Annotated in this window: 20 protein-coding genes; 12 read left to right on the top strand and 8 right to left on the bottom strand. The window is 72.4% G+C overall.

Features of this window, described 5'->3' with window-relative positions; genetic code table 11:
* The first annotated feature begins 5 nt into the window (after positions 1–5).
* The gene (locus OG429_RS40525; protein WP_328930637.1) at positions 6–221 is read left to right on the top strand and encodes an acyl-CoA carboxylase subunit epsilon; all 216 of its coding nucleotides are present in this window, start codon (positions 6–8) and stop codon (positions 219–221) included.
* A gap of 123 nt (positions 222–344) precedes the next feature.
* On the top strand, positions 345–3,332 hold the full coding sequence (locus tag OG429_RS40520; RefSeq protein ID WP_328930636.1) for an AfsR/SARP family transcriptional regulator: 2,988 nt from the start codon (positions 345–347) through the stop codon (positions 3,330–3,332).
* Between the two features lie 24 nt (positions 3,333–3,356).
* On the opposite strand, the gene OG429_RS40515 is transcribed toward OG429_RS40520, so the two are convergent.
* Positions 3,357–3,560, bottom strand: a complete 204-nt coding sequence (locus OG429_RS40515) for a hypothetical protein (protein ID WP_328930635.1) — start codon at positions 3,558–3,560, stop codon at positions 3,357–3,359.
* A 206-nt stretch (positions 3,561–3,766) separates the two neighbouring features.
* Between OG429_RS40515 and OG429_RS40510 the strand changes: the two genes are divergently transcribed.
* On the top strand, positions 3,767–5,644 hold the full coding sequence (locus OG429_RS40510) for an AfsR/SARP family transcriptional regulator (RefSeq protein ID WP_328930634.1): 1,878 nt from the start codon (positions 3,767–3,769) through the stop codon (positions 5,642–5,644).
* A 60-nt stretch (positions 5,645–5,704) separates the two neighbouring features.
* Here OG429_RS40510 and OG429_RS40505 read toward each other — a convergent pair whose 3' ends face one another.
* On the bottom strand, positions 5,705–5,932 hold the full coding sequence (locus tag OG429_RS40505) for a DUF6269 family protein (RefSeq protein ID WP_328930633.1): 228 nt from the start codon (positions 5,930–5,932) through the stop codon (positions 5,705–5,707).
* Between the two features lie 145 nt (positions 5,933–6,077).
* Here OG429_RS40505 and OG429_RS40500 point away from each other — a divergent pair, with 145 nt between their 5' ends.
* Together OG429_RS40500 and OG429_RS40495 are read left to right on the top strand one after the other, a co-directional pair.
* Positions 6,078–7,613, top strand: a complete 1,536-nt coding sequence (locus tag OG429_RS40500) for a tryptophan 7-halogenase (RefSeq protein ID WP_328930632.1) — start codon at positions 6,078–6,080, stop codon at positions 7,611–7,613.
* 113 nt (positions 7,614–7,726) lie between these two features.
* Entirely contained in the window at positions 7,727–8,593 is an 867-nt protein-coding gene (locus OG429_RS40495; RefSeq protein WP_328930631.1) for an isocitrate lyase/PEP mutase family protein, read from the top strand.
* Here the strand turns inward: OG429_RS40495 and OG429_RS40490 are convergent.
* Both OG429_RS40490 and OG429_RS40485 read right to left on the bottom strand, forming a co-directional pair.
* Entirely contained in the window at positions 8,587–9,363 is a 777-nt protein-coding gene (locus OG429_RS40490) for an ABC transporter ATP-binding protein (protein WP_328930630.1), read from the bottom strand. The two genes, OG429_RS40495 and OG429_RS40490, sit on opposite strands and share 7 nt — an antisense overlap.
* 69 nt (positions 9,364–9,432) lie before the next feature.
* Positions 9,433–10,344 (bottom strand): AraC family transcriptional regulator, encoded by a 912-nt coding sequence (locus OG429_RS40485; protein WP_328930629.1) that lies wholly within the window; start codon positions 10,342–10,344, stop codon positions 9,433–9,435.
* Between the two features lie 86 nt (positions 10,345–10,430).
* On the opposite strand from OG429_RS40485, the gene OG429_RS40480 reads away from it, so the two are divergent.
* Positions 10,431–11,336 (top strand): MBL fold metallo-hydrolase, encoded by a 906-nt coding sequence (locus tag OG429_RS40480; protein WP_328930628.1) that lies wholly within the window; start codon positions 10,431–10,433, stop codon positions 11,334–11,336.
* 85 nt (positions 11,337–11,421) lie between these two features.
* Here the strand turns inward: OG429_RS40480 and melC2 are convergent, their stop codons facing one another.
* The 3 genes from melC2 to OG429_RS40465 all read right to left on the bottom strand — a co-directional run bounded on the left by melC2 (position 11,422) and on the right by OG429_RS40465 (position 13,864).
* Positions 11,422–12,264, bottom strand: coding sequence for a tyrosinase MelC2 (gene melC2 / locus OG429_RS40475; RefSeq protein ID WP_328930627.1), 843 nt, complete (start codon positions 12,262–12,264; stop codon positions 11,422–11,424).
* Positions 12,261–12,653 (bottom strand): apotyrosinase chaperone MelC1, encoded by a 393-nt coding sequence (gene melC1 / locus OG429_RS40470; protein WP_328930626.1) that lies wholly within the window; start codon positions 12,651–12,653, stop codon positions 12,261–12,263. The genes melC2 and melC1 overlap by 4 nt, the downstream gene beginning before the upstream one ends.
* Before the next feature lie 326 nt (positions 12,654–12,979).
* Positions 12,980–13,864, bottom strand: coding sequence for a ScbA/BarX family gamma-butyrolactone biosynthesis protein (locus OG429_RS40465; protein WP_405681553.1), 885 nt, complete (start codon positions 13,862–13,864; stop codon positions 12,980–12,982).
* A 275-nt stretch (positions 13,865–14,139) separates the two neighbouring features.
* On the opposite strand from OG429_RS40465, the gene OG429_RS40460 reads away from it, so the two are divergent.
* The 6 genes from OG429_RS40460 (at position 14,140) to OG429_RS40435 (ending at position 20,553) form a co-directional block, all read left to right on the top strand.
* A complete protein-coding gene (locus OG429_RS40460; RefSeq protein ID WP_328930624.1) occupies positions 14,140–14,775 on the top strand; it encodes a ScbR family autoregulator-binding transcription factor in 636 nt (211 codons plus the stop codon).
* Positions 14,769–15,671 carry an NAD(P)H-binding protein gene (locus OG429_RS40455; protein ID WP_328930623.1) on the top strand — a complete coding sequence of 301 codons (903 nt, stop codon included), beginning with the start codon at positions 14,769–14,771 and terminating at the stop codon, positions 15,669–15,671. The genes OG429_RS40460 and OG429_RS40455 overlap by 7 nt, the downstream gene beginning before the upstream one ends.
* Before the next feature lie 47 nt (positions 15,672–15,718).
* Positions 15,719–16,489, top strand: coding sequence for an SDR family NAD(P)-dependent oxidoreductase (locus OG429_RS40450; protein WP_328930622.1), 771 nt, complete (start codon positions 15,719–15,721; stop codon positions 16,487–16,489).
* Between the two features lie 183 nt (positions 16,490–16,672).
* Positions 16,673–17,263 carry a sigma-70 family RNA polymerase sigma factor gene (locus OG429_RS40445; protein ID WP_328930621.1) on the top strand — a complete coding sequence of 197 codons (591 nt, stop codon included), beginning with the start codon at positions 16,673–16,675 and terminating at the stop codon, positions 17,261–17,263.
* 231 nt (positions 17,264–17,494) lie between these two features.
* Positions 17,495–18,166: a DUF4097 family beta strand repeat-containing protein gene (locus tag OG429_RS40440; protein ID WP_328930620.1), complete on the top strand. Its 672-nt coding sequence runs from the start codon at positions 17,495–17,497 to the stop codon at positions 18,164–18,166.
* Between the two features lie 110 nt (positions 18,167–18,276).
* Entirely contained in the window at positions 18,277–20,553 is a 2,277-nt protein-coding gene (locus OG429_RS40435; protein ID WP_328930619.1) for a S9 family peptidase, read from the top strand.
* A gap of 147 nt (positions 20,554–20,700) precedes the next feature.
* Here OG429_RS40435 and OG429_RS40430 read toward each other — a convergent pair whose 3' ends face one another.
* Positions 20,701–21,303, bottom strand: coding sequence for a TetR/AcrR family transcriptional regulator (locus OG429_RS40430; RefSeq protein WP_328930618.1), 603 nt, complete (start codon positions 21,301–21,303; stop codon positions 20,701–20,703).
* Positions 21,304–21,810 lie beyond the last annotated feature (507 nt).

Raw genomic sequence — 21,810 nt, 5'->3', positions numbered from 1 at the left:
GAGCCATGTCCGGCACCACCGCACCCGCCCTCGACGGACCCCTGGCACCGTCCCTGTTCAAGATCATCAATGGCCGTCCCACCCCGGAGGAACTCGCCGTCGTCGCGGCCCTCGTGACGGTCCTCACCGCCCGCGCCCCCGAACCCGCCCCGACCGAGCAGGCCGCCCGCTGGGACCGCAGCGAGCTGCTGCCCCCCTCCTCGTGGGCGGCCCGTACCTGATCAGCGGCCCGTCTGGCAGTTTGCTGCCGCCTTCGTTGCGGGGCCCCACCACGGCCTGTAACCCAGAGTGAAGGCGAACCGGTCGTTCGGGTACGACCGTGGCCGGAGCAAGGGAGGGCAGTCGTGCTTCAGGTGGTGTTCCGGATCCTGGGGCCATTGGACATCAGCGCCGACGGGCGCCCGGTCGCCCTCCAGGGCGCCCGGCAGCGCACCATCATGTCGATGCTGCTGCTCGCGCCCGGCCGGGTCGTCTCCGTCGACACCCTCGCCGACGCCGTCTGGCACGGCAACCCGCCCGCCACCGCGCGCAACCAGATCGCCATCTGCGTCTCCGCGCTGCGCAAGACCCTCAAGACCGCCGTCGGCATCGACGACCTGCTCGTCACCAGCCACCCCGGCTACATGCTCTACGCCGGCGAACACCGCATCGACGCCGTCGAGTTCGAGGAACGGGCCGCCGAAGGACGCGAGGCCGCGCGCCGCGGTCGTACCGAGGAGGCCTGTGCACACTTCGAGGAAGCCCTCGCGATGTGGCGCGGCCCCGCCCTCGCCGGCATCACCGCCGAACGGGTCGAAGCGGAGGCCGAGCGCCTGACCGAGCTCCGCCTCGACGTGTACGAACAGCTCACCGCCCTGCGCCTGGATCGCGGCCAGCACCGCGAACTGATCGGGGAGCTCACCGGCTTCGTACGGACGAACCCGCTGCGCGAACAGGCCCTCGCCCAGCTGATGCTGGCCCACTACCGCTCCGGCCGCCGCGCCGAGGCCCTGGAGGCGTACCGCGACGGCGCACGCCTGCTCTCCGAGGAGCTCGGCATCGACCCCGGGCCCGCGGTCCAGGAACTGCACGGAGACATCCTCGCCGACTCCCCGAAGCTCACCCTCCCCACCGCAAACCCCCTGCCCGCCCAGGTCACCACGGTGCCCGCCCATCTCCCCCCGGCCGCCGCGTCCTTCACCGGCCGCAACCAGGACCTGGCCACCCTCGACCGGCTGCTGGACCTCCTCGACGGTGCCTCCCCGCCCGTCGGCTCCATCACCGGCACCGGCGGCGTCGGCAAGACCGCGCTCGCCGTGCACTGGTCCCACCAGGTCGCCTCCCGCTTCCCCGACGGGCAGCTCTTCGCCGACCTGCGCGGCTACGACGAGGAGGAGGAACCCCGCAGGCCCGCCGCCGTCCTCGACCGCTTCCTGCGCGCCCTCGGCGTGCCCGGCCCGCAGATCCCCGCCGACCAGGTCGAACGGACCGCGCTCTTCCGCAGCGTCCTGGACGGCCGCCGGGTCCTGATCGTCCTCGACAACGCCCGCTCCTTCCAGCAGATACGCCCCCTCCTGCCCGGCACGTCCGGCTGCTGCGTCCTGGTCACCAGCCGCGACAGCATGAGCAGCCGGCTCGCCGGCGACTACGCCCTCGTACCGCTGAACCTCGGTTCCCTCGAACAGGACGAGTCGATCACCCTGCTCTCCCGGGTGGCCGGCGACGACCGGCTGGCCGGCGACCCGGTGGCCGCCGCCCGGCTCAGCGAACTGTGCGACCGCCTTCCCCTCGCGCTGCGCATCGCGGCCGCCCGGCTCGCGGCGAAACCGCACTGGACCGTCCGCACACTCGTCTCCCGCCTGGAGGACCAGCACCGCAGGCTCGACGAACTGAGCCTGGACGCGCGCGGGGTGCGGGCCGGTCTGCGGCTGAGCTACCGTGACCTGCCGGCCGACACCGCCCGCATGTTCCGGCTGCTCGGTTCGCTGAACGTCACCGAGTTCTCCGCGTGGGCCGGCGCCGCCCTGCTCGACATCGGCCCGGTCGACGCCGAGGACCTCATCGAACAGCTCGTCGACGCCCAGCTCCTCGAACCCCTCAGCGCCAGCGCCGGCCACGTCCGCTACCGGTTTCAGGACCTTCTCCGCCTCTTCGCTCGCGAATGCGCGCTTGCCGAGGACGGAGAAGGGGAACTGAGGGCGGCCTTGCGGCGCGCCTGCGGGGTGTGGCTGGGGCTCGCCAAGGTGGCACACCGGCGGCTCTACGGCGGCGACTACACCGTCGTCCCCGGGGCCGCTCCCCTGCGGGACCTCCCCGCCCACCTGGTGGACTCCCTCGTGGAGAACCCCATGGAGTGGTTCGAGGCCGAGCGCTCCTCCATCACGGGCCTCGTGCAGCAGGCGGCCCGCGAGGGCGAGTCCGGCTACGCGTGGGAGCTGACGATGACCAGCGTCACCCTCTTCCAGAGCCGCAACTACCTGGAGGACTGGCGGGAATGCGGCGAAGCGGCCCTGGACGCGGCCCGCCGCACCGGCGACCGGCTGGGCGAGGCGGCCATGCTGCAGTCGCTCGGCACCCTGGAGATCATCCAGTACGAGCACGACAGCGCGTACGAGCGCCTCGGCCTGGCCCTGGCCCTGTTCGAGGAGCAGGGCCAGGACCAGGGGCGAGCCCTGGTGCTGCGCAACCTGGCGATGTGCGAGCGCCATCGCGGAGACACGGGCCGGGCGGTGGAGACGGGCCGCCGTTCGCTGGAGATCTTCCGCGCGGTCGACGACCCCTACGCCGAGGCCCATGTACTGGGTCTGCTGGCGCAGATCGAACTGGAACGGGGGGACGCCCAGGCGAGCCTGGTGCTGTCTTCGGAGGCCGTGGCCAGGAGCAGAGGGCTCGGGTCGGTGCGGGGCGAGGCGCAGAGCATGCTCCGGCTGGCGAAGGCGCTGCTCCACCAGGGCGACGCGGCGCGCGCCGAGGAGGCCTGCCGGCGTGCGCTGGAGCTGGTGCTCGGCAGTGGTGACCGCAGGGGCGAGACGCATGTGCTGCGTGCTCTGGGAGAGGCGCTGTGGCGCCAGGGAAAGCTCGAGGAGGCCGAGGCGGTCGCCCGCAGTGCCCTGCAGGCCGCGGAACAGGTGACGGACGCCTACCTCCGGGCGCGGGCAGCGGTCGTCCTCGGATGTGCGCAGGCACTGCGCTCGGACGTGAGCGGCGCCGCGGGTACGTTCAAGAGCGCGGTGGACCTCTTCACCGAGGTCGGCGCACGGGCGTGGCGGGAGCGTGTGGAGCAGTTCCTGGTGGCGCTCGCGGGAGGCGAACCGGCCGGCTTGCGGCAGCTGTTCGCGAGCGGCCAGCCCTGACGGCGGTCCCCGCGGGGACCGGGTTCACACCCACGGGTCGTCCGCCGTGGCGGCCTGGGAGACGGAGAGGTCCGAGGCCGCGCTGTCGACGAATGGCGTCACACCCTGGTTCGCGGCGATCCCCCCGACCGCCGCGAGCAGCAGGGCCGCCGTCGCCGCCAGCTGTCCCAGCGGGGCGGCCGTCGCGGTCCGGGCGGTCTTGCGAGCGGAGAGAATGGCGCGGTTCATGGTGTCCTCCTGGACCCTCGTCGTCCGCCGTGGGCCGGTGCCCTGCGGTACGCCATGAACGCTACGGAGCCCCCGTTTTCGTGCGCTTTCAAAACCCTTTCGGCTCACCAAAATCGATCCGAGAGCGATGGAAAACCCCAGGTCACTAGCGTTTCGCGGTGGTTGGCCCGCGAGCAGACGCGGGCTCGCGAAACGGAGGGGACTCCATGGACTTCAAGATCCTCGGGCCCGTGTCCGCCGAGCTCGACGGCAGCCCGGTTCCCCTCGACGGCTCCAAACAGCGCACCGCGCTCGCCGCCCTGCTCCTCGCCCACGGCCAGGTCATCACCGACGAGCGGCTCACCACCCTGCTCTGGGGCTGGAACCCGCCCGCCACGAGCACCCACCAGCTCTACACGTACGTCTCGCGGCTGCGCACCCGGCTGGGCCCGGGCCACGGCCTGGAACGCCACGGCGCCGGCTACCGCATGGACATCACCCCAGCCGCCCTCGACTGGGACCGCTTCCGCGAACTCGCCGAAACCGGCCGCGCCGACCTCCTGGCGGGCCGCTACGCCGACGCCGAACGCCGCCTCGGCCAGGCGCTCGCCCTGTGGAGCGGCCCGGCGCTCAGCGGCGTCACCGAACAGCTCGCCGCCGCCGAGGGTCCGCGCCTGACCGAGGCACACCTCGCCGCGACCGAACACCACACCGAGGCAGCCCTCGCCCTGGGCCGCCACGGCGAACTCGTCCCGGGCCTCACCCGGCAGGTCACCCAGCACCCCCTACGGGAGCGCCTGCGCGGCCAGCTGATGACCGCACTGTTCCGCTGCGGCCGGCAGGCCGATGCCCTCTGCCTGTACGAGGAGGGCCGCCGGGTCCTCGCCGACGAACTCGGCATCGACCCGGGCCCCGAGCTGCGCGCCCTGCACCAGGAGATCCTCACCGGCACCCTGCCCGCCCCCGCCGCCCCCGAACACCGGACGGCCGCCCTCACGGCCGAGCCGCCCGCGCCGGGTCCGGCCCCGGCCGGCCGGGCGCCGGCCGCCCGGACCGTCACCGCCCCGGCCCCGGCCGGTCAGGCCCCCGCCGTCCCCGGCTCCGCCGCCGGCCCGGTCCCGGCCCTGCTGCCGGCCGCGCCGGGCGACTTCACGGGCAGGGAGGCCCCGTGCCGTGAGGTGCTGGACGCCCTCGACGGCCGCCAGGACGTCGTCATCACCGGAGCCCACGGCACCGGAAAGTCCGCACTCGCCCTCAGGGCCGCCGAACACGCCCGCCCCGACTTCCCCGACGGCCAGCTGTACGCCGATCTGCGCACCCCCGACGGCGCGTCCCGCGCCCCCGCCCAGGTCCTGGGCTGGTTCCTGCACGCCCTGGGTACCGCCCCCGGCCGGATCCCCGACGGCCTCGACGAGCGCGCCCAGCTCTACCGCACGCTCCTCGCCGGCCGCCGCATGCTGGTCGTCCTCGACAACGCGGCCGACGACGCCCAGGTACGGCCCCTGCTTCCCGGCGGCGGCGCCACCCGCACCCTCGTCACCGGCATCCGCCCGGCCCTCGCCTCTCTCGAAGGCACCCGCCTGGTCCGCCTGGGCCCGATGACCCCCGCCGAGGCGACCCGTCTCCTCGCCCGGATCGCCGGCCCCGACCGGCTGGCCGCCGACCCCGAAGCGGTCGCCCGCATCGCCGAATACTGCGATCGCCTCCCGCTCGCCCTGCGCATCGCCGCGGCCCGCCTCGCCGACCGCCCCGACCGGCCGCCCGCCCGCCTCGCCGCCCGGCTCGCCGCGGAGGACCGCCGGCTCGGCGAACTGCGCATCGGCAGCCTCGACGTCACCACCGGACTGCGGCACGCCCTGACCGACCTCGACCCGTCCACCGCCACGGCGTTCGCCGCCCTCACCGCCACCGACCTCTCCCACTTCACGCCCCTGGACGCGGCCGCCCTCCTCGACCTGCCGCTCCACGAGGCCGAGGACGTCCTGGACCAGCTGGCCGACGCCCGCCTTCTGGAACCCCGGCCCACCGACAACCTCGTCCCGCACTACCGCCTGATGCCGCTGGTCAGGCTGTTCAGCCGGACCAGCGTCCTCACGGCGGTCTGAACTCCCGCTCCCCGGCGGCCCGGTGGTTCCCGCCACCGGGCCGCTTCCCCGTGCGCGGACTCACCCGCAGCCGCCGGCGTGCCCCTCGTCCAGGCCGTAGGTGGCGATGTACCCGTTGTCCGCGGTGCCCCGAGTGGCCAGCTCGTTCAAAGCGTCGACGTATTCCGAGAGGATCTCCGCCCACGGCGTTCCGCTGTCCCGTAGCAGCAGTTCCTGATCCACCGCCGCACTGCGCTCGATCTCCGTCAGAATTTCCAGAGGGTGCTGGACCTGGGGGTTCTTGAACATCATTCCTCCTATTGGTGTCGGGCCCCGTTCAGGTCCCGCACCAACAGATTCGGCTCGCCCCCTGTACGCGTTCTCCGGTCCCCTCGGATACCTCGATACAGACGTCGTACACACCCGGTACAGAGGTGGCGGCGAAACTCCCCCCATGGACACGAACACGGCCGAGGCCGCACCCGGCGACATCAGGAAAGCGGTGATCGTCGGCGGCACCCTCACCGCCTGGATCGCCGCCGCCCGGCTGGCCTCGGCCTGCCGCGGGACGGTCCGTGTCACGGTTCTCGAAACCCCCCACCGCCCCGCGAGCCGGGTCACCGCCCTCGCGCCCACGGTGCAGCGCGATCTCTTCGACCGCCTGGGAATTTCCGAGAACGAATGGATGCACGCGAGTTCGGCGTCCTTCAGCGCGGCCGTCAAATATGTGAACTGGGGCGAACACCATTTCTACATTCCGCAGGACGGGACGCCGCCGGACTGCGAGGGATTCCCCCTGTCCGATTTCTGGCTCCTCCGCCGCCGGACCGGCCGGACGGTCGAACCCGCCGACCACGCCTGTTTCCGCGAGCCGCCGCTCATGGACGCCCGGAAATCCCCCCGCTGGCTGGACGGCCGGGCGGCGATCGCGTACGGCTGGCACGCGGACACCGCCATGCTGACCCATTTCCTGCGCAGAAAGGCGATGGAGACCTGCGGCGTGCGCATGGTGACCGGCGAGCTCCTCGGCGCCCACCGCGACGCGAGCGGCATGCTGACGGCCGTGCACACCACCCGCGGAGACCTGACGGCCGACTTCTTCCTGGACTGCACCGGCCACGAGAGCGGCCTCCTGGCCGGCCTCCTCGGCGAACCCTTCCTCAGCGCGGCCGACCGCCTCCTCGCCGACAGCATGATGTCGCTCACCGTCCCGCACGACAGCGGCCCGCACGGCGTCGAGCCGTACACCACGGCCACCGCCCTCGCGCACGGCTGGACCTGGCGCCGCCCCCTGCTCGGCCGCTACGGCGCGGGCCTCGTCTACGCGAGCGCCCTGACCACCCCGGACGAAGCCGCCCGGAGCCTGCGCAGGGCCCTGGGCCTGCCCCGCGACCCCACGGAGCTCACCCACACCCCCCTCCGCGCCGGCCGTACCAGGCGCGCCTGGGTCAAGAACTGCGTGGCCCTCGGCGCGGCCGCCTGGTCCACCGACCCCTTGGCCGACGACCAGCGCGCGACGCTCGACCTGCTCGACCGGCTGATCCGGGACCTCCCGTCCCTCGGCACCCGTGAAGTCCCCGCGCCCCGCTTCAACCGGGCGGCCGCCGCCCACTACCGCGATGCCCTCGACCTCGCCCAGCTCCGCTACGCGGCTTCACAGGGCACGGACGGCCCGTTCTGGACACAGCAGCGCACCCTGCCCCTCTCCGACGCCCTGCACGAAACCGTGGAAGCCCACCGGGCCGGCCTGTCCGTCACGCCCGCGGAGGCTCCGCTGCGCGCCCTCCTGACCGCCCTCACCCCGCACACCGCGTCCCCGCCCCCGGCCCTCTCCCACCACCCCCACGCCGTCCGTACGGCCGAGGACCACTTCACCCGGATCAAGCGGCAGCAGCGGATCCTGCTGGAGACTCTGCCCCCGGCCCACACCTACCTGGACCGTCTCCACGGCCGGATCCCCCAGGGGGACGACTCGCTCGCGGCGGTCTGAGGGGTCCACCGCGCCAAGTGGGGTGAAACCGGCCGCAGATGAGTACGTTGAGCCGAGCGCCCCCGGCCGGAGCCGGAGCCGGGCCGACGCCGACGGACCGCAGCGAGGAACCCATGGACCACCGCACCGCCGACGCCCGCCACCGGCGGGCCGTCGCCTTCCGGGACCTGCACCACGGCCCCCGGCCCTTCGTCGTCCCCAACCCCTGGGACGCGGGCAGCGCGCGCATCCTGGCCGGCTTCGGCTTCGCCGCCCTCGCCACCACCGGCGCCGGCCTCGCCCACAGTTTCGGCCGCCCCGACGGCCGGGCCGGCCGCGCCGAGATCCTCGACAACGCCCGCCGGATCGTGGAGGCCTGCACCCTGCCCGTCACCGCCGACCTGGAGAGCGGCTTCGGGGACGAGCCCGAGGACGTCGCCGAGACCATCCGCCTCGCCGCCGCCACGGGACTGGTCGGCGGCTCGATCGAGGACTCCACCGGACGCGACGAGGAGCCGGTGCGCCCGCTCGCCGAAGCCGTGGAGCGGGTGGCCGCGGCCGTGGAGGCCGCCGAGCGCCTGGACTTCCCGTTCACCGTCACGGCCCGCGCCGAGAACTTCTTCCTGGGCCGGCCCGACCTCGACGACACCATCCGCCGCCTCCAGGCGTACGAGGCGGCCGGCGCCCACGTGCTCTACGCCCCGGCCCTGCCCGACGCCGACGCCATCCGGGCCGTCTGCTCCTCGGTGACCCGGCCCGTCAACGTCCTGATGGGCGGCGCCCTCAAGCTGTCCGTCACCGAGCTCGGCGCCCTCGGGGTGCGCCGGATCAGCACCGGATCGGCCCTGTCCCGCGCGGCGCTCGGCGCCCTCACCCGGGCCGCCCGTGAGATCGCCGAGTACGGCACCTTCGGCTTCGGCGCGGACGCCCTCCCCTATGCCGAGGCCAACGCGCTCCTCGCCGAAGGTGCGGCCGCCGGTGACCACCACCCGTCTCACTGACGGGGGCAGGCAGCGGGCTCCGCGGCCGGTTCCGGTTCGGCCTCCAGCTGCGCCAGGTGCTCGGCCACCCGCTGCGCGGTCGGCCCGTGCATCTCGTCGGTCACGCGGCCGTCGACGAGGAAGATGACGCGGTCCGCGTACGAGGCCGCCACCGGGTCGTGAGTGACCATGATCGTGGTCTGCCCCTGCTCGTCGACCAGACCGCGCAGCAGCCTCAGCACGGTCCGGCTGGAGCCGCTGTCCAGGGCCCCGGTCGGTTCGTCGGCGAACAGCACCTTCGGGCGGCTGATCAGGGCCCGGGCGACGGCCACACGCTGCTGCTGGCCGCCGGACAGCTGGGAGGGCAGGTGCCCGCCCCGCTCGCCGAGCCCGACCTGCGCGAGCGCTGCCCGTACCTGGGCGGGGTCCGGCCGGCGGCCGGCCAGCCGCAGCGGCAGCCCCACGTTCTGCTCCGCGGTGAGCGCGCCGATCAGGTTGGACGCCTGGAAGATGAATCCGATCCGGTCCCGGCGCAGTTCGGTGAGGGCCTTCTCACCGAGCGGGCCCAGATCGACGCCGTCCACGACGACCCGGCCCGAGTCGGGCCGGTCGATCCCCGCCGCGCACTGCAGCAGGGTGCTCTTGCCCGAGCCCGAGGGGCCCATCACGGCGGTGAAGGTGCTGCGTTCGAAGGTCACGGAGATCCCGTCGAGGGCGCGCACCTGCGCCGACGACCCGGCCGCGTAGCACCGGCTGACGTCTTCGAGCCTGACTACCTGGTTGTCATGCATGCCCAACACCTATCAAGCCGCAGGGCGATGACGTCCAGGCCCTCCGCCAGGCCTGGCCGGACAACACACCTAGGCCGCCGCCTGCGCCCGGTACCGCCCCGGCGTGATGCCGAACTCGCGGCTGAAGGCGTGCGACAGGGCGTACGGGGTGCCGTACCCGACCCGGCGGGCCACCGCCGACAGCGGGTCCCCGGTGTCCCTGAGCAAGGTGGCGGCGAGGTTCAGCCGCCACCAGGTGAGGTACGCCATCGGCGGACGGCCGACCAGAGCGGTGAACCGCCGGGCCAGGGTCGGCCGCGACACCCCCGCCTCGGCCGCCAGGAGCTGGTTGGTCCACGGGGCCGCCGGGTCCGAGTGCAGCGCGCGCAGGGCGGCGGCCGCCACCGGATCGCCCAGTACGGCCGGCCACGCCCCGGTGCGGCCCTCGGCCATCCAGGAGCGGATCATGTAGACGAGCAGGAGGTCGAGCAGGCTGGGCACCGCGATGCAGGCGCCCGGCCGCCGCCCGTCCAGCTCCCGGCCCAGCAGGTCGATGGCGGCGCGGAGTTCTGGATGGGTGCCCGCCCGGTTCGGCAGGTGCACGACCTGCGGCAGCTCCGCCATCAGCGGGTGCACCCGGCTGCGGTCGAGCCGGTACTTCCCGCACAGCACCTCCACCGCACCGGAGCCGTCCTGCGGCAGCCCCGCCGCCCCGCCGGCCACCCGCTCGAAGGGCACGGCCCGTTCCACTGCCGCCGCGTCCGCGGGGCGGTCGGCCATCACGTGCCCCGTCCCGTGCGGCAGCAGCACCGCGTCACCGGGCCCCAGCAGGACGGGGGAGCCCCCGTCGGGCAGCAGCCAGCAGCTTCCCTCCAGTACGACATGGAAGCCGGCGCCGTCGTACGGGGCGAGCCGCGTGCACCAGCGGCCCCCCGCCCGGATCCGGTCCGAGGAGGGCCGCCCGATCCGCACGGCCGAGATCGCATCGCTCACCACGTCCATCGGGCCAGACTAGATGAGACGCCCTCGTATTCCGGTGAGCCGAGCAGGCATTGAGAGCCTCACCGGCTCTTTCTAGGGTCGAAGCCATGAACAGTGAGAACGTACAGCGCACCGTGCTGGGAGACGTAGAGGTCATCCGGATCGTCGAATGGGCGGGTCCGTTCGTCCCCGCCCGCGACCTCGTCCCGCAGTCCGGGACGGACGTGTGGAAGGACAACGAGGACTGGCTGGCCCCGGACCACTGGCAACCGGACGAGGACCTGACGGTGGTGGCCCTGCAGACCTGGGTCCTGCGCAGCGCCGGACGGACGGTCCTCGTCGACACCGGAGTGGGCAACGGGCGCGAACGTCCGGGCTCGCCGCAGTTCCACCACTGGCAGGGTGAGTTCCTCGAACGACTGGCCCGGGCCGGAATCCGCCCGCAGGACGTCGACACCGTCGTCAACACCCACGTCCACGGCGACCACGTCGGCTGGAACACCCACGACGTCGACGGGCAGTGGATACCCACCTTCCCGGGCGCCCAGTACCTCATCCCGGCGGCCGACGACTTCCACTTCGGACCCGGCAACGCCTACGGCAAGGGGCTGAACCAGGACGACCGGCTCATCTACGAGGACAGCATCGCGCCCGTCCACCGCTCCGGGCAGGCCGTGCTCTGGGAGGGCACGCACCGCATCGACGAACACCTCACCCTGGAGTCCGCACCCGGCCACACCCCCGGCTCCAGCGTCCTGCGCCTCGACTCCGGCGACGACCGGGCGGTCTTCGTCGGCGACATCCTGCACAGCCCCGTACAGATCCTGCGGCCCTCCTGCAACAGCTGTTTCTGCCTGGACGCGGACCAGGCCGTGGCCACCCGCCGGCGGATCCTCGAACGGGCCGCGGACACCTGCGAGCTGGTGGTCCCCGCGCACTTCGGCGGGGCGGGCGCGGTGGAGGTCCGCAGGGAGGGCGAGTCCTTCGCCGTCACCCGTCGAGACCGGTGGTGAGCGGCCCGAAGACGTGAGCCGCCGCCGGGTCCGGGCCGCCCCCCAGCGGAGTGGCTGTCCAGCTGGTCGAACGGACCACCTCCGCCTAACGGGCGGCGGGGGCCCCTTCGGTGTCGAAGGTGTAGAACTTGCGGTGGTCCAGCATGTCGGCCGGGGTCACGTTGTTCCACGGCCGCATGGTGCCGCGCAGGTCGACCACGTTCGGCGTCGGGGTGGCGGGCACGTAGGTGGACTGCGGGTGCCGGGACTGCCACTCGGCCCAGAGCATGTCGATGAAGGCGTGGTGCATCCAGAAGACCGGGTCGTTGGGAGACGCCGCGGTGGCCATGTGGCCGCCGATCCACACGTGGACGCGGTTGTGGAGATTGGCCCCGCGCCATCCCTCCAGGTGATTGCGGAAGCCGCCGGAGGAGCTGTTCCAGGGGGCCATGTCGTACTCGGGCATGGCGAGGACGGCGTTCACCTCGGCCTTGGTCGGCAGCTCGGGTGTGCCCGTGCCGAGGGTGCGCCGCAGGTACTGGCGCTGGTCCACCCCCACGGTGATGGCCCACTTGCCCGCCGGGTAGGCGAAGGGCCCGTCCAGTACCTGCCCGTCCCGGGCGCGGCTGGTGCCGCCCATGAAGTCCGCGGCCCAGAGGGAGGATCCGGGGGTCCGGTCGGCGGTCCAGTCCCAGTACGGGAGCGAGACCTTCGGATCCACCTTCTGCAACGCCGCTTCGAAGTCCAGCAGGAAGCGGCGGTGCCAGGGGAGGAAGGAGGGGGCGCGGTGGCCGACCCGGTCGCCGAAGTCGGAGTCGCTCATGAGGAACGCGTTGTGGGCGTTGACGTACCGGTCGTAGACGCCCGTCCGCTTGAGTTCGAGCACCGCGTTGGTGAAGGCGCGCTTCTCGTCGGCGGTGAGCTTGGCCTGATTCTTGCGGACGGTCACAGCGTGTCGCCCTTCGGCGTGAACGGGACGAGGGCGGCGCCCTGGAGGTCGCGGATGGCGGCGCGGGCGGCCGAGATGGGGTCCGGAAACGTCTCGTAGTGGTTGACGACGGTGACCCAGCTGTTGTCGGCGTTGGCCATCAGGTGCAGCTCGTTGCCGTCGATCTTGATGACCGGCATGCCGACGCCGTGGTGGCCGCCCGCGCCGAGGGTGATCTGGATGCGGCGGCCTTCGTAGACCTCGTCGATGGTGCCGGTGGGTATGGAAGCGGGGGACCCGGAGGAGCCCGCCGCGGGTTTGGCGCCCGACGACGAGCAGGCGGTCAGCCCGAAGGCGGTGGCTGCGCCGGCGGTGATGCCCAAGGCATGACGGCGAGTGATCTTCTTCATGGCTTGAAGTGGTATCAGAAGCCGTTGAACGGTTGATCAGCGCCCCGGACTTCCACGGACCGGTCCGCTCGCGGGAGAGCGGCCGGCCCCGGCCGCGCGACACCCCTCGACGGGTGCCGCGCGGCGTACCGGACTCCGCGGCGAGAGGACCGGAATCGCTGTGTGGCCAGCTGGGCGCCTCGGAGCGGGCGAATGCCCCCGCCATACCGGAGGCTCCGTGATCGGACGCCCAGGGCCCCGTTCTGTGCGTCGTATTTATGGCATATGGAGAAAATTTACCGAATTGCCCCTTGGGGCGCTGGTGCCGCGGACGCCGGGGCGGGAGGTCACGCGGCTGCCGGTAAGTGGTCGTGCGTCTCAAGGGTCACGATGCAGGAAAAGGCGACCGTCCCCCGCTGCAGCGCGACCACGTCGACGCGCGGCCGGCCCTGTTCGTCGGGCAGCGTCGGCTCCGCCGCGATCGAGCACGGGGCATGGAACTCGACGTACTGGAAGAACGTCGAGTCGAAGGCGACCGCCCTCGCGTGGGCCGGGGAAACCCGGGCCAGCGCCGACTGGCGGGCGGCTTCCAGCAGCAGCATGCCCGGCACGTGGTCCACCGGGTGGTCGAAGAGGATCGGGTGCGAGGTGTCGGTGCGCAGCAGCCAGCGGGCGGGTTCGTCGCAGGCGGACAGCACCACGTCCGCGTGCCGCTCGCGCGCCACGACGGCTGCCGGTATCGGGAGGGCGGCCGGCCCGGCCGCGGCCATGGCGGCCACGGGGTCCGCGTAGCCGGCGCGCAGCCGCTTGTAGATCGCGGGCGGGTTGCTGGTGAAGCGGGCGCGGGCCGTACCGATCGGCGCGCCGTTCGCGAACGCCTCGACGTCCATGGTGATCGCGGCCATGCGTGCGGCGCGCCGCACGATGTCCGAGCAGGTGATGCGCAGTTCGACGACGGCCGGGCGGTGCTGGACCCGCATCGCCGCCGGCTCGACCGCGTACGTGAAGTACTCCCAGATCAGCTGGTGTCCGAGCGGGACGTCGTAGGCGGCGTGCGAGAGGAGCGGGATGCTCTGCCGCACGGTCTCCGCGAACAGCAGCGGATCGAAGACGCCGCAGCGCGGCTCGTAGAAGGTGTGCGCCACGGGCCAGTGGGCTCTCACGGTGAAGGTGTTCGATCCGCGTCGCTCCCAGCCGGTCAGGAGTACCTCCGCCGGTCTCCGCTTGTGCACGAGCAGTTGGAGCAGGTCTGCCGAGGCGAGTCGGCGTGACTGCTGTTCAGGAACGGCGGGAACGGCGGGAACGGTAGAACGGAGAGGAAGGACGGGACGGTCGAGCCGGTCAGGTAAGGCACTGGAACGGACATGCGCAGACTGGATGCTGATCATCGATTCACTCCAGATACGGCCGAGCAAGCCTCGTAGTGACCTCAGTCGCTGGCGGTGGGGGGACCGAGGGCCGTAACATAACGTGTGTTCTTTTTGTTTGTCGAGGGAGTTGAGGGCCGGTGCACGAACCGAAGCAGGAACGCGCAGCCAGGACGCGGGAGCAGATCCTGCGAGCAGCAGCAACTCTGATCGAGGAGTACGGGTACCGCGGCACCTCGATGCGGGCGCTGGCTCAGCAGGCCGGAGTCACGCTGGGAGCCGTGTACTTCCACTTCCCCAACAAGGAAGAGCTCGCGCGTGCCGTCATCAACGCGCAGCCCGACACGATCGTGCCGTACCTGGGATCCGCGGGCCTCCAGCGCCTGGTCGACATCACGCTGGTGTGGTCCTGGCGCCTTCGGACGGACCTGCTCCTGCGCGCCGGCGTCCAGCTCGCCGTCGAGCAGCGGGCCCTCGGCGTCCAGGACGACACCTCGTTCCGCGACTGGGAGGAGATCATGGAGGCCTGCCTGAAGGACGCGCAGGCGGGTGGCGAGCTCCTGGACGGGATCGACCCGGCCGAAGTGGCCCAGTTCATCGTCGGTACGTGTACCGGCACCCAGTTGCACTCGCAGCTGATGTGCGGGCGGGCGGACCTCACCGACCGCGTGGTCAGGATGTGGCGGTTCCTGCTCCCGGGCCTGGCCCCGGCCGCGGTCGCGGCCTCCATCGACCTCGACCCGAACCGTGGGAAGGGGGAGTCGATCGCGTGCTGAGCGCCGGCGCCCCCACCGGCGGCGACAGACGCCGGCGCATCGTGGTGGCGGGCGCGACCGGCACCGTCGGAAGACGGACCGTCAGCCTGCTGGCCGCCCGCCACGAGGTCTCGGCATTGACGAGGGATCCCGCCCGGGCGGCGCGGGCGGGCCTGGCGGGCCGGATCGTGGGCGCCGACAACGACGACCGCCCGGGTCTCGTCCGGGCCTGCGTGGGAGCGGACGCCCTGTTCGTGATCACCGGCGATCCGCTCCGGCTGTCCCACGACGAGAACCTCCTGGCGGCGGCGCGCACCGCCGGCGTCCGCCACGTCGTCAAACTGTCCGCGCTCGCCGTCACCGACCCGCGGGCCACGGACGCGATGACGCGGCGGCAGCGCGAGTGCGAGGAGATGGTGCGGACTTCGGGCATGGACTGGACCCTGCTGCGCCCGCGCGCGTTCATGTCCAACGCGCTCGGCTGGGCGCCGGGCGTCCGGCGCGACGGGGCGGTGCGGGCGCTGTACGGAACATCGCGCAACGCCTGCGTCGATCCCGAGGACGTGGCGAAGGCGGCCGCGGTGGTGCTGACCACACCCGGACACCACCGGGGTGCCTACGCCCTGACCGGCCCGGAGGCACTCTCCGCACGGGATCAGACCGACCGGCTGGCATCCGCGCTGGAGCTGCCCCTGCGATTCGTGGAGCTGACGCTCGACCAGGCGCGCGAGGCATGGAGGCGACGCTTTTCCGAGCAGATGGTGCAGGCCCTGACCGAGAGCGCCGCCCGGCAGGCGGCCGGTGCCAAACTCCAGGTCACCCATGACCTGGAGCGCCTGGTCTCCCGCCCGGCGCGCACGTTCGGGCAGTGGGCCAAGAGCCACGTGGCCGACTTCCGGCGGTCCGTCAGGCCGTGAGGAGGATCACCGGGTTCGGCAACCCCAGCCGGGATTGAATGAGGTCCATGCGATACGAGGGGTTGCTCCAGGGCAAGGCCGTCATGATCACAGGTGCGTCGAGCGGAATCGGGGCCGCTGCGGCGCGACTGTTCGCTCAAGAGGGCGCCGACGTCGTCCTGATGGCGCGCAGGGAAGACCAACTGACCTTATTGGCAAAGGAGATCGAGGAAGGGGGAGGACGGGCGACGGCGGTCGTCGGCGATGTCACCGACCCCGGGGACGTCGAGCGCGCCGTGGCCGCCACGGTCGGGGCGTACGGCCGTCTGGACGGAGCGTTCAACAACGCGGGCTGGGCCACGGCGGGGACCCCGCTGCACGAGACCGACGACGAGGTGTTCGACCGTGTCATCGACGTGAACCTGCGCGGGGTCTGGAACTGTCTCAAGCATCAGATACGCGCCATGCTGGCCGCCGGCTCCGGCGGCTCCATCGTGAACACGGCCAGTGTGGCGGGAGTGCTCGCGACGGGAGCCACCGCCTCCTACATCGCGGCCAAGCACGGGGTGGTCGGTCTGACGAAGGCCGCGGCCGACGAATACGGCGACCAGGGCATTCGAGTGAACTCGCTGGTGGTGGGGAGCACGCTCACCGAACTCATGCAGCAGGTGCTCCACGACACCCCCGCATTGGAGGAGCCCTTCGTCTCCCGTTCCGCGCAGAAGCGGATGGCCCGGCCCGTGGAGATCGCCCAGGCCGCGGCCTGGCTCCTCAGCGGCCGGTCCTCCTTCCTCACGGGCGCCGCGGTGCCCGTCGACGGCGGCTGGACCGCCAGGTAACCGCAGGACCCGCATGGCGGCCGGACGCCCACCAGGGCGGCGTCCGGCCGCCCCTTTTTTGCCCGAAGAAGAAAAACGAACGCTAGCTATATAATCTTGCCGAGGACGTAACCCCACAGTCGTCCCGCGGATCTGACGGACCATCCGAGGTGCGGCGGGCGGTACAGGAGCGCGGAAACACTCATGACGGACACGACTGCGGTCCTCCTCGCCGCGGAGACGGACGAGCAGCGCTCGGCCCGCTTCGAGCGGGACGCCGCCTGCCACCGAACCCTGCTGAACGCCCGCGCCATCCGGCTGACCTGCAACTTCGCCGACGCGGAGGATCTGGTCCAGGAGACGTACGCCAGGGCCTACCGCAGCTTCCACCAGTTCCGCCCCGGCACCAACCTGAGGGCCTGGCTGCTGCGGATCCTCACCAACGCCTTCCTCACGGACTACCGGAAGCAGCAGGCGGAGCCGCGCGTCACGCACACCTCGGACATCGAGGACTGGCAGCTCGCCGGCGCCGCCTCCCACACGTCCGTGGGTCTGCCCACGCCGGAGTCCCAGGTCATGGACCGGATCCCCGACCCCGTGATCGTCGAGGCGTTCCGGGCGATACCGGGCGACTTCCGGACCGTCGTCTACCTCGCCGATGTCGAAGGCCTGGCGTACGAGGAGATCGCCGAGCGGGTCGGCATTCCGTACGGCACCGTCAACTCCCGTCTGCACCGTGGGCGCAGGCGCCTGCGGAGCCTGCTCGACGGACACCTCGGCTACCGAGCCGGATGACGTCGGCGGCGCGGCGGGCGCTCTGGCGTTCACCTTCAATTCATTGCAACGAATGGGGTGGGGTTTGTTGCGTTAGGCGTTAGACCGTTGCAACGATTTCCTGGCGTTGACCTGTGGTGATGGCATTTCTGCGCAACGAGTGTGTTGCCCAGTCTTTGAACGCAACGTAGCTTTTCCTTCATCGGAAACGGCGGGCCGACGGAGCGCCCGCCACGATGTAGGAGAAACGCCATGCTGAAGTTCGACACCGCCGTCCCGGTCGCCGCCGTCCTGGACATTCCCGCGGGGCGCATCCGGTTCATCGCCGCGGACCGGGCCGACACCACGGTCGAGGTCCTGCCCGCGGACGCCTCCAAGGGCCGTGACGTGAAGGCGGCGGAGCAGATCGAGGTCGGATACGCCGACGGCGTCCTGCGGATCGCGGCCCCGGCGGCGAAGAACCGGATCCTGGGCAACTCCGGTTCCGTCGAGGTGACGGTCCAGCTGCCGGCCGGCTCCCGCGTCGAGGCGAAGGCGGCCAGCGCGGAACTGCGGGGCGTCGGCCGGCTCGGCGACGTCACCTTCGAGGCCGCGCAGGCCACCGTCAAGCTCGACGAGACCGACAGCGCCCGCCTCACCCTCCAGGCCGGTGACATCACGGTCGGCCGCCTGGGCGGCCCGGCGCAGATCAGCACCCAGAAGGGCGACCTGCGCATTACCGAGGCCGTGCGCGGCACGGTCGAACTGCGCACCGAGGCAGGCGAGATCTCGGTCGGCGCCGCCCGCGGAGTCTCCGCCTCCCTGGACGCCGGCACCTCCTACGGCCGCATCCACAACGCACTGAACAACACCGACGGCGCCGCCGCCGGCCTGAACATCCACGCGACCACCGCCTACGGCGACATCACCGCCCGCAGCCTCTGAAACGCCTGGCCCCGACGCGGCACCGACCGTGCCCACCTCGCCGGCGCCTTCGCATGACCTTCATGAAGATCACGATGCCCCAAGACCAACACCGAGGTAGGACACCAAGAATGACCACCACTCAGGACTACCAGGCCGCAGAGCTGCTCTTCCGCCGCCCCACCCGTCCTGGCGAGCTCGTCATCGGCGACAAGGTCAAGCCGCAGTGGATCGATGGGGGCGCCCGGTTCTGGTACGCGGTGAGCAACGGCGCCGGCAGACGGTTCGTACGGGTCGACCCGGCGGCGGGAACCCGGGAGCCGGCTTTCGACCACACCCTGCTCGCCGCCGCGCTGGCCGCCGCCTCCGGGCACCCGGTCGACCCCGAGGCCTTGCCGTTCATGGCCATCGAACTGGGCCAGAACGCCGTGGAGTTCGCCGCGCTCGGTGAGTACTGGCGCTGCGACCTGGAGGGCTACGTCTGTGAGCGGGCCGAGTTCACGCCGCCGGGCAGCCCCCTGGACGTGCCGTCGCCCGACGGGAAGGCCGCCGTGTCCCAGCGGGGGCACGACCTGTGGGCGCGCTCGCTGTCCGACGGCCGCGAGTGGGCGCTGACCACCGACGGAGAGCCCGACCACCGGTACGGATCCGGCCCGGACTGCACGGGCAACGGCACCCTGCTGCGCAAGATCGGCCTGCCGCACCTGCCGCCCGCGGTGGCCTGGTCACCCGACTCGACGAAGGTGCTGGCGCATCGGACCGACGAGCGCAGCGTCCGGCAGACCCACCTCGTGGAGGCCAGGCCCGCCGACGGCGGCGCGCCCCTCCTGCACACCCAGCGGTACGCCTACGCCGGGGACGAGAACATGCCGCTGGCCGAGCTGGTCGTACTGGACGTCGCCGAGGGCACCGTGGTCCGCGCGCAGGCCGAGCCGCTGCTCATGCCGCAGTTGTCGCCGATCACGACCAAGTGGGCGTGGTGGGCTCCGGACGGCTCGGCGGTGTACTACCTCGGCCGGCCCCGCGACCTGCGCACGCTCACCCTGTACCGGCTGGACCCGGCCACCGGCGAGGTCACCACCGTGCTCAGCGAGACCGGGACCACCCGTGTGGAGCCCAACCAGTGGATGTACGAGCCGCCGATCGTGCGGGTGCTGGCCGACGAGGTGCTGTGGTACTCGCAGCGGGACGGCTGGGGCCACCTGTACCGGTACGACCTGCGCACCGGCGCGCTGCTCGGGCAGGTCACCTCCGGGCAGTGGGCGGTGCGGCAGATCCTGCGCGTCGACGAGGCCGAGCGGGTGGTGTACTTCACCGCCTCCGGGCTGGTCGATAAGGATCCGTACCGGCGCACGGTGTGCCGTGCCGGTCTGGACGGCTCCGGCTTCGCCAAGGTCACGGACGACGAGCTGGACCACGTCGTCACCGTGCCCGAGGACCAGGAGTACTTCATCGACTCCGCGTCCACCGTCGACACCCCGCCGGTGACCCGCGTCCGCGACTGGGCCGGGCGGGTGCTGGCCGAGCTGGAGAGCGCCGACACAGCCAAGCTCACCGCCACCGGCTGGACGGCGCCGGAACGGTTCTGCGTCAAGGCGGCCGACGGAGAGACGGAGATCTACGGGGTGCTGTACCGGCCGCGGGGGTTCGACCCCGCCCAGCGCTACCCGGTGGTGGACAACGTCTACCCCGGCCCGCAGGTCAACCGGGTCGCCCCCTGCTTCGACCCCGGCGGGTTGGGCCTCGACGCGGAACCCCTCGCGGCGCTGGGCTTCGTGGTGGTGGCGCTGGACGGACGGGGCACCCCGGGGCGGAGCAAGTCCTTCCACGACGCCTCGTACGGCCACCTGGCCGACGCGGGCTGCCTGGCCGACCATGTCGCGGCGCTGGAGCAGCTGGCCCGGACCCGGCCGTGGATGGACCTGGACCGGGTGGGCACGTTCGGCCACTCCGGAGGCGGGTTCGCCGCGGCCCGGGCGCTGCTGGACTTCCCCGAGGTGTACAAGGCCGGCGTCGCCCTCTCCGGCTCGCACGACGCCCGCCACTTCAACCTGGGCTTTGTGGAGACCTACGACGGCGCGGACAACCCCGAGGCCTGGGCGCGTGCTTCCAACGTGGACCTCGCGGACCGGCTGGCGGGCAAGCTGCTGCTCATCCACGGCGAAATGGACGACCAGGTCCACCCGGACCACACGCTGCGGCTGGCCGACCGGCTCATCGCCGCCGACAAGGACTTCGAGCTGCTCATCGTCCCCGGGGCCGAGCACACGCTCCTCGACTGCCTGGCCTACGTTCGGGGGCGCAGCTGGGACTTCCTGGTGCGGGAGCTGACGGGCACGCAGCCCCCCGCCTACCGCCCCGCCCCCATCGCCATCGGCCCCGAGCTGCTCGGCGAGCTGTTCGCCTGAGCTCGGGCCGCCTCCCGCGACTCGTCCCGCCCGAGGGCGGCGTACTCCGACACCGCGTCGGCGTACGCCGCCCTATCGGCGTTCGCCGGGGACCGACGCCCCCCGTGCACCGTGCGTCACGGACGGGACAGCAGGGCCGGGGCCGGGTCAGGGCGCCCGGTCGCCGTCCGAGATGCCCGGCAGGACCACGTCCCAGATCCGGGTGAGCTGCTCTTCGGCGCTGTCGCCCCGGGCTCCGGGGGACTTGGCGCGGTTGCGGGCGTGCGCCTCGGCGCCGGTGACGAGGTAGGCCACCAGGGCGAGGACCGCCTTGTGGTCCGCGCCCGGGCGCAGTTCGCCCTCCGCCGCCTGCGTGAGGAGGCAGTCGAGGGTGGGCAGCCACAGGGAGGGCCACAGGGCCGGGCCGTCCACGCGCTCACGCGCGAGCCGTGCCGCGGCGCGCACGGTGGCATCCGTCTCCAGCAGCCTCGCGATCTCCAGGCTCAGGGCGACCACGGACCGCAGGGGCGGCTCCCGGCGCGCGGCGGTCCGCTCCGCCGCGGCCCGCACGGCGGATGCGCCGCGTGCGAGGACGGCGTCCGCCAGGTCGTCCTTCGCCGGGAAGTGAAAGGTCAGGGCTCCGGTGGAGATGCCGACCGTCTTGCTGATCCGGGCCAGCGTGGTGGCCTCGTATCCCGTGCAGTCGAACGCCGCCGCGGCGGCCTGCACCAGGGCCTCCCGGGTACGGGCGGCCCTCTCCTGTTTCACCATGGGCTGTCTCCGGATTCCACCCACCCGGGTCGATGGCCGGACCGGCGGGGCCGCACGGTTGCTGAGCAGGCGCACCGTGGGTGGGGCCGGTGCGCGCGTGTGTCTCTTCGGCCGGTGGTGGGCCGGCGGCGGCATGGGGGGCCGGAGACCGGCGATTTCTCGCCAGGGGCGCACGCGGGCCCCGGGCTGGACGCGCGAGAGCGGCCACATGTCACCTCCGGTGCCGACGCATTCGGTTCCGCTCGGTCAGTTGTGCCGGTCGTTCCGGCACAAGGTCAACTGGTGAAAGGGCCTTCGCCTTCCCGGATTGCCACCGATTGAACCGAAACTGGCGGGTTCCCGACCACCCCGCGCGGCGACGTCGGCCCGGCGAAACCCGCGGCGGTCGGCGGCGAAGAACCCGCGGAACGGCAGGCCGGGGCCGGTCGAGGACAGAGTGGATATCGCCGCTCAAAAAAAAGAGAACGTTCGTTATGATATGGCGAGCAGTCACGCCAGGGGGAGTGC

It is taken from the genome of Streptomyces sp. NBC_00190, from assembly GCF_036203305.1.
Classification (GTDB): domain Bacteria; phylum Actinomycetota; class Actinomycetes; order Streptomycetales; family Streptomycetaceae; genus Streptomyces.
The sequence above is the reverse complement of the archived record's forward strand: the minus strand, read 5'-3'. Positions and strand labels throughout refer to the sequence as shown.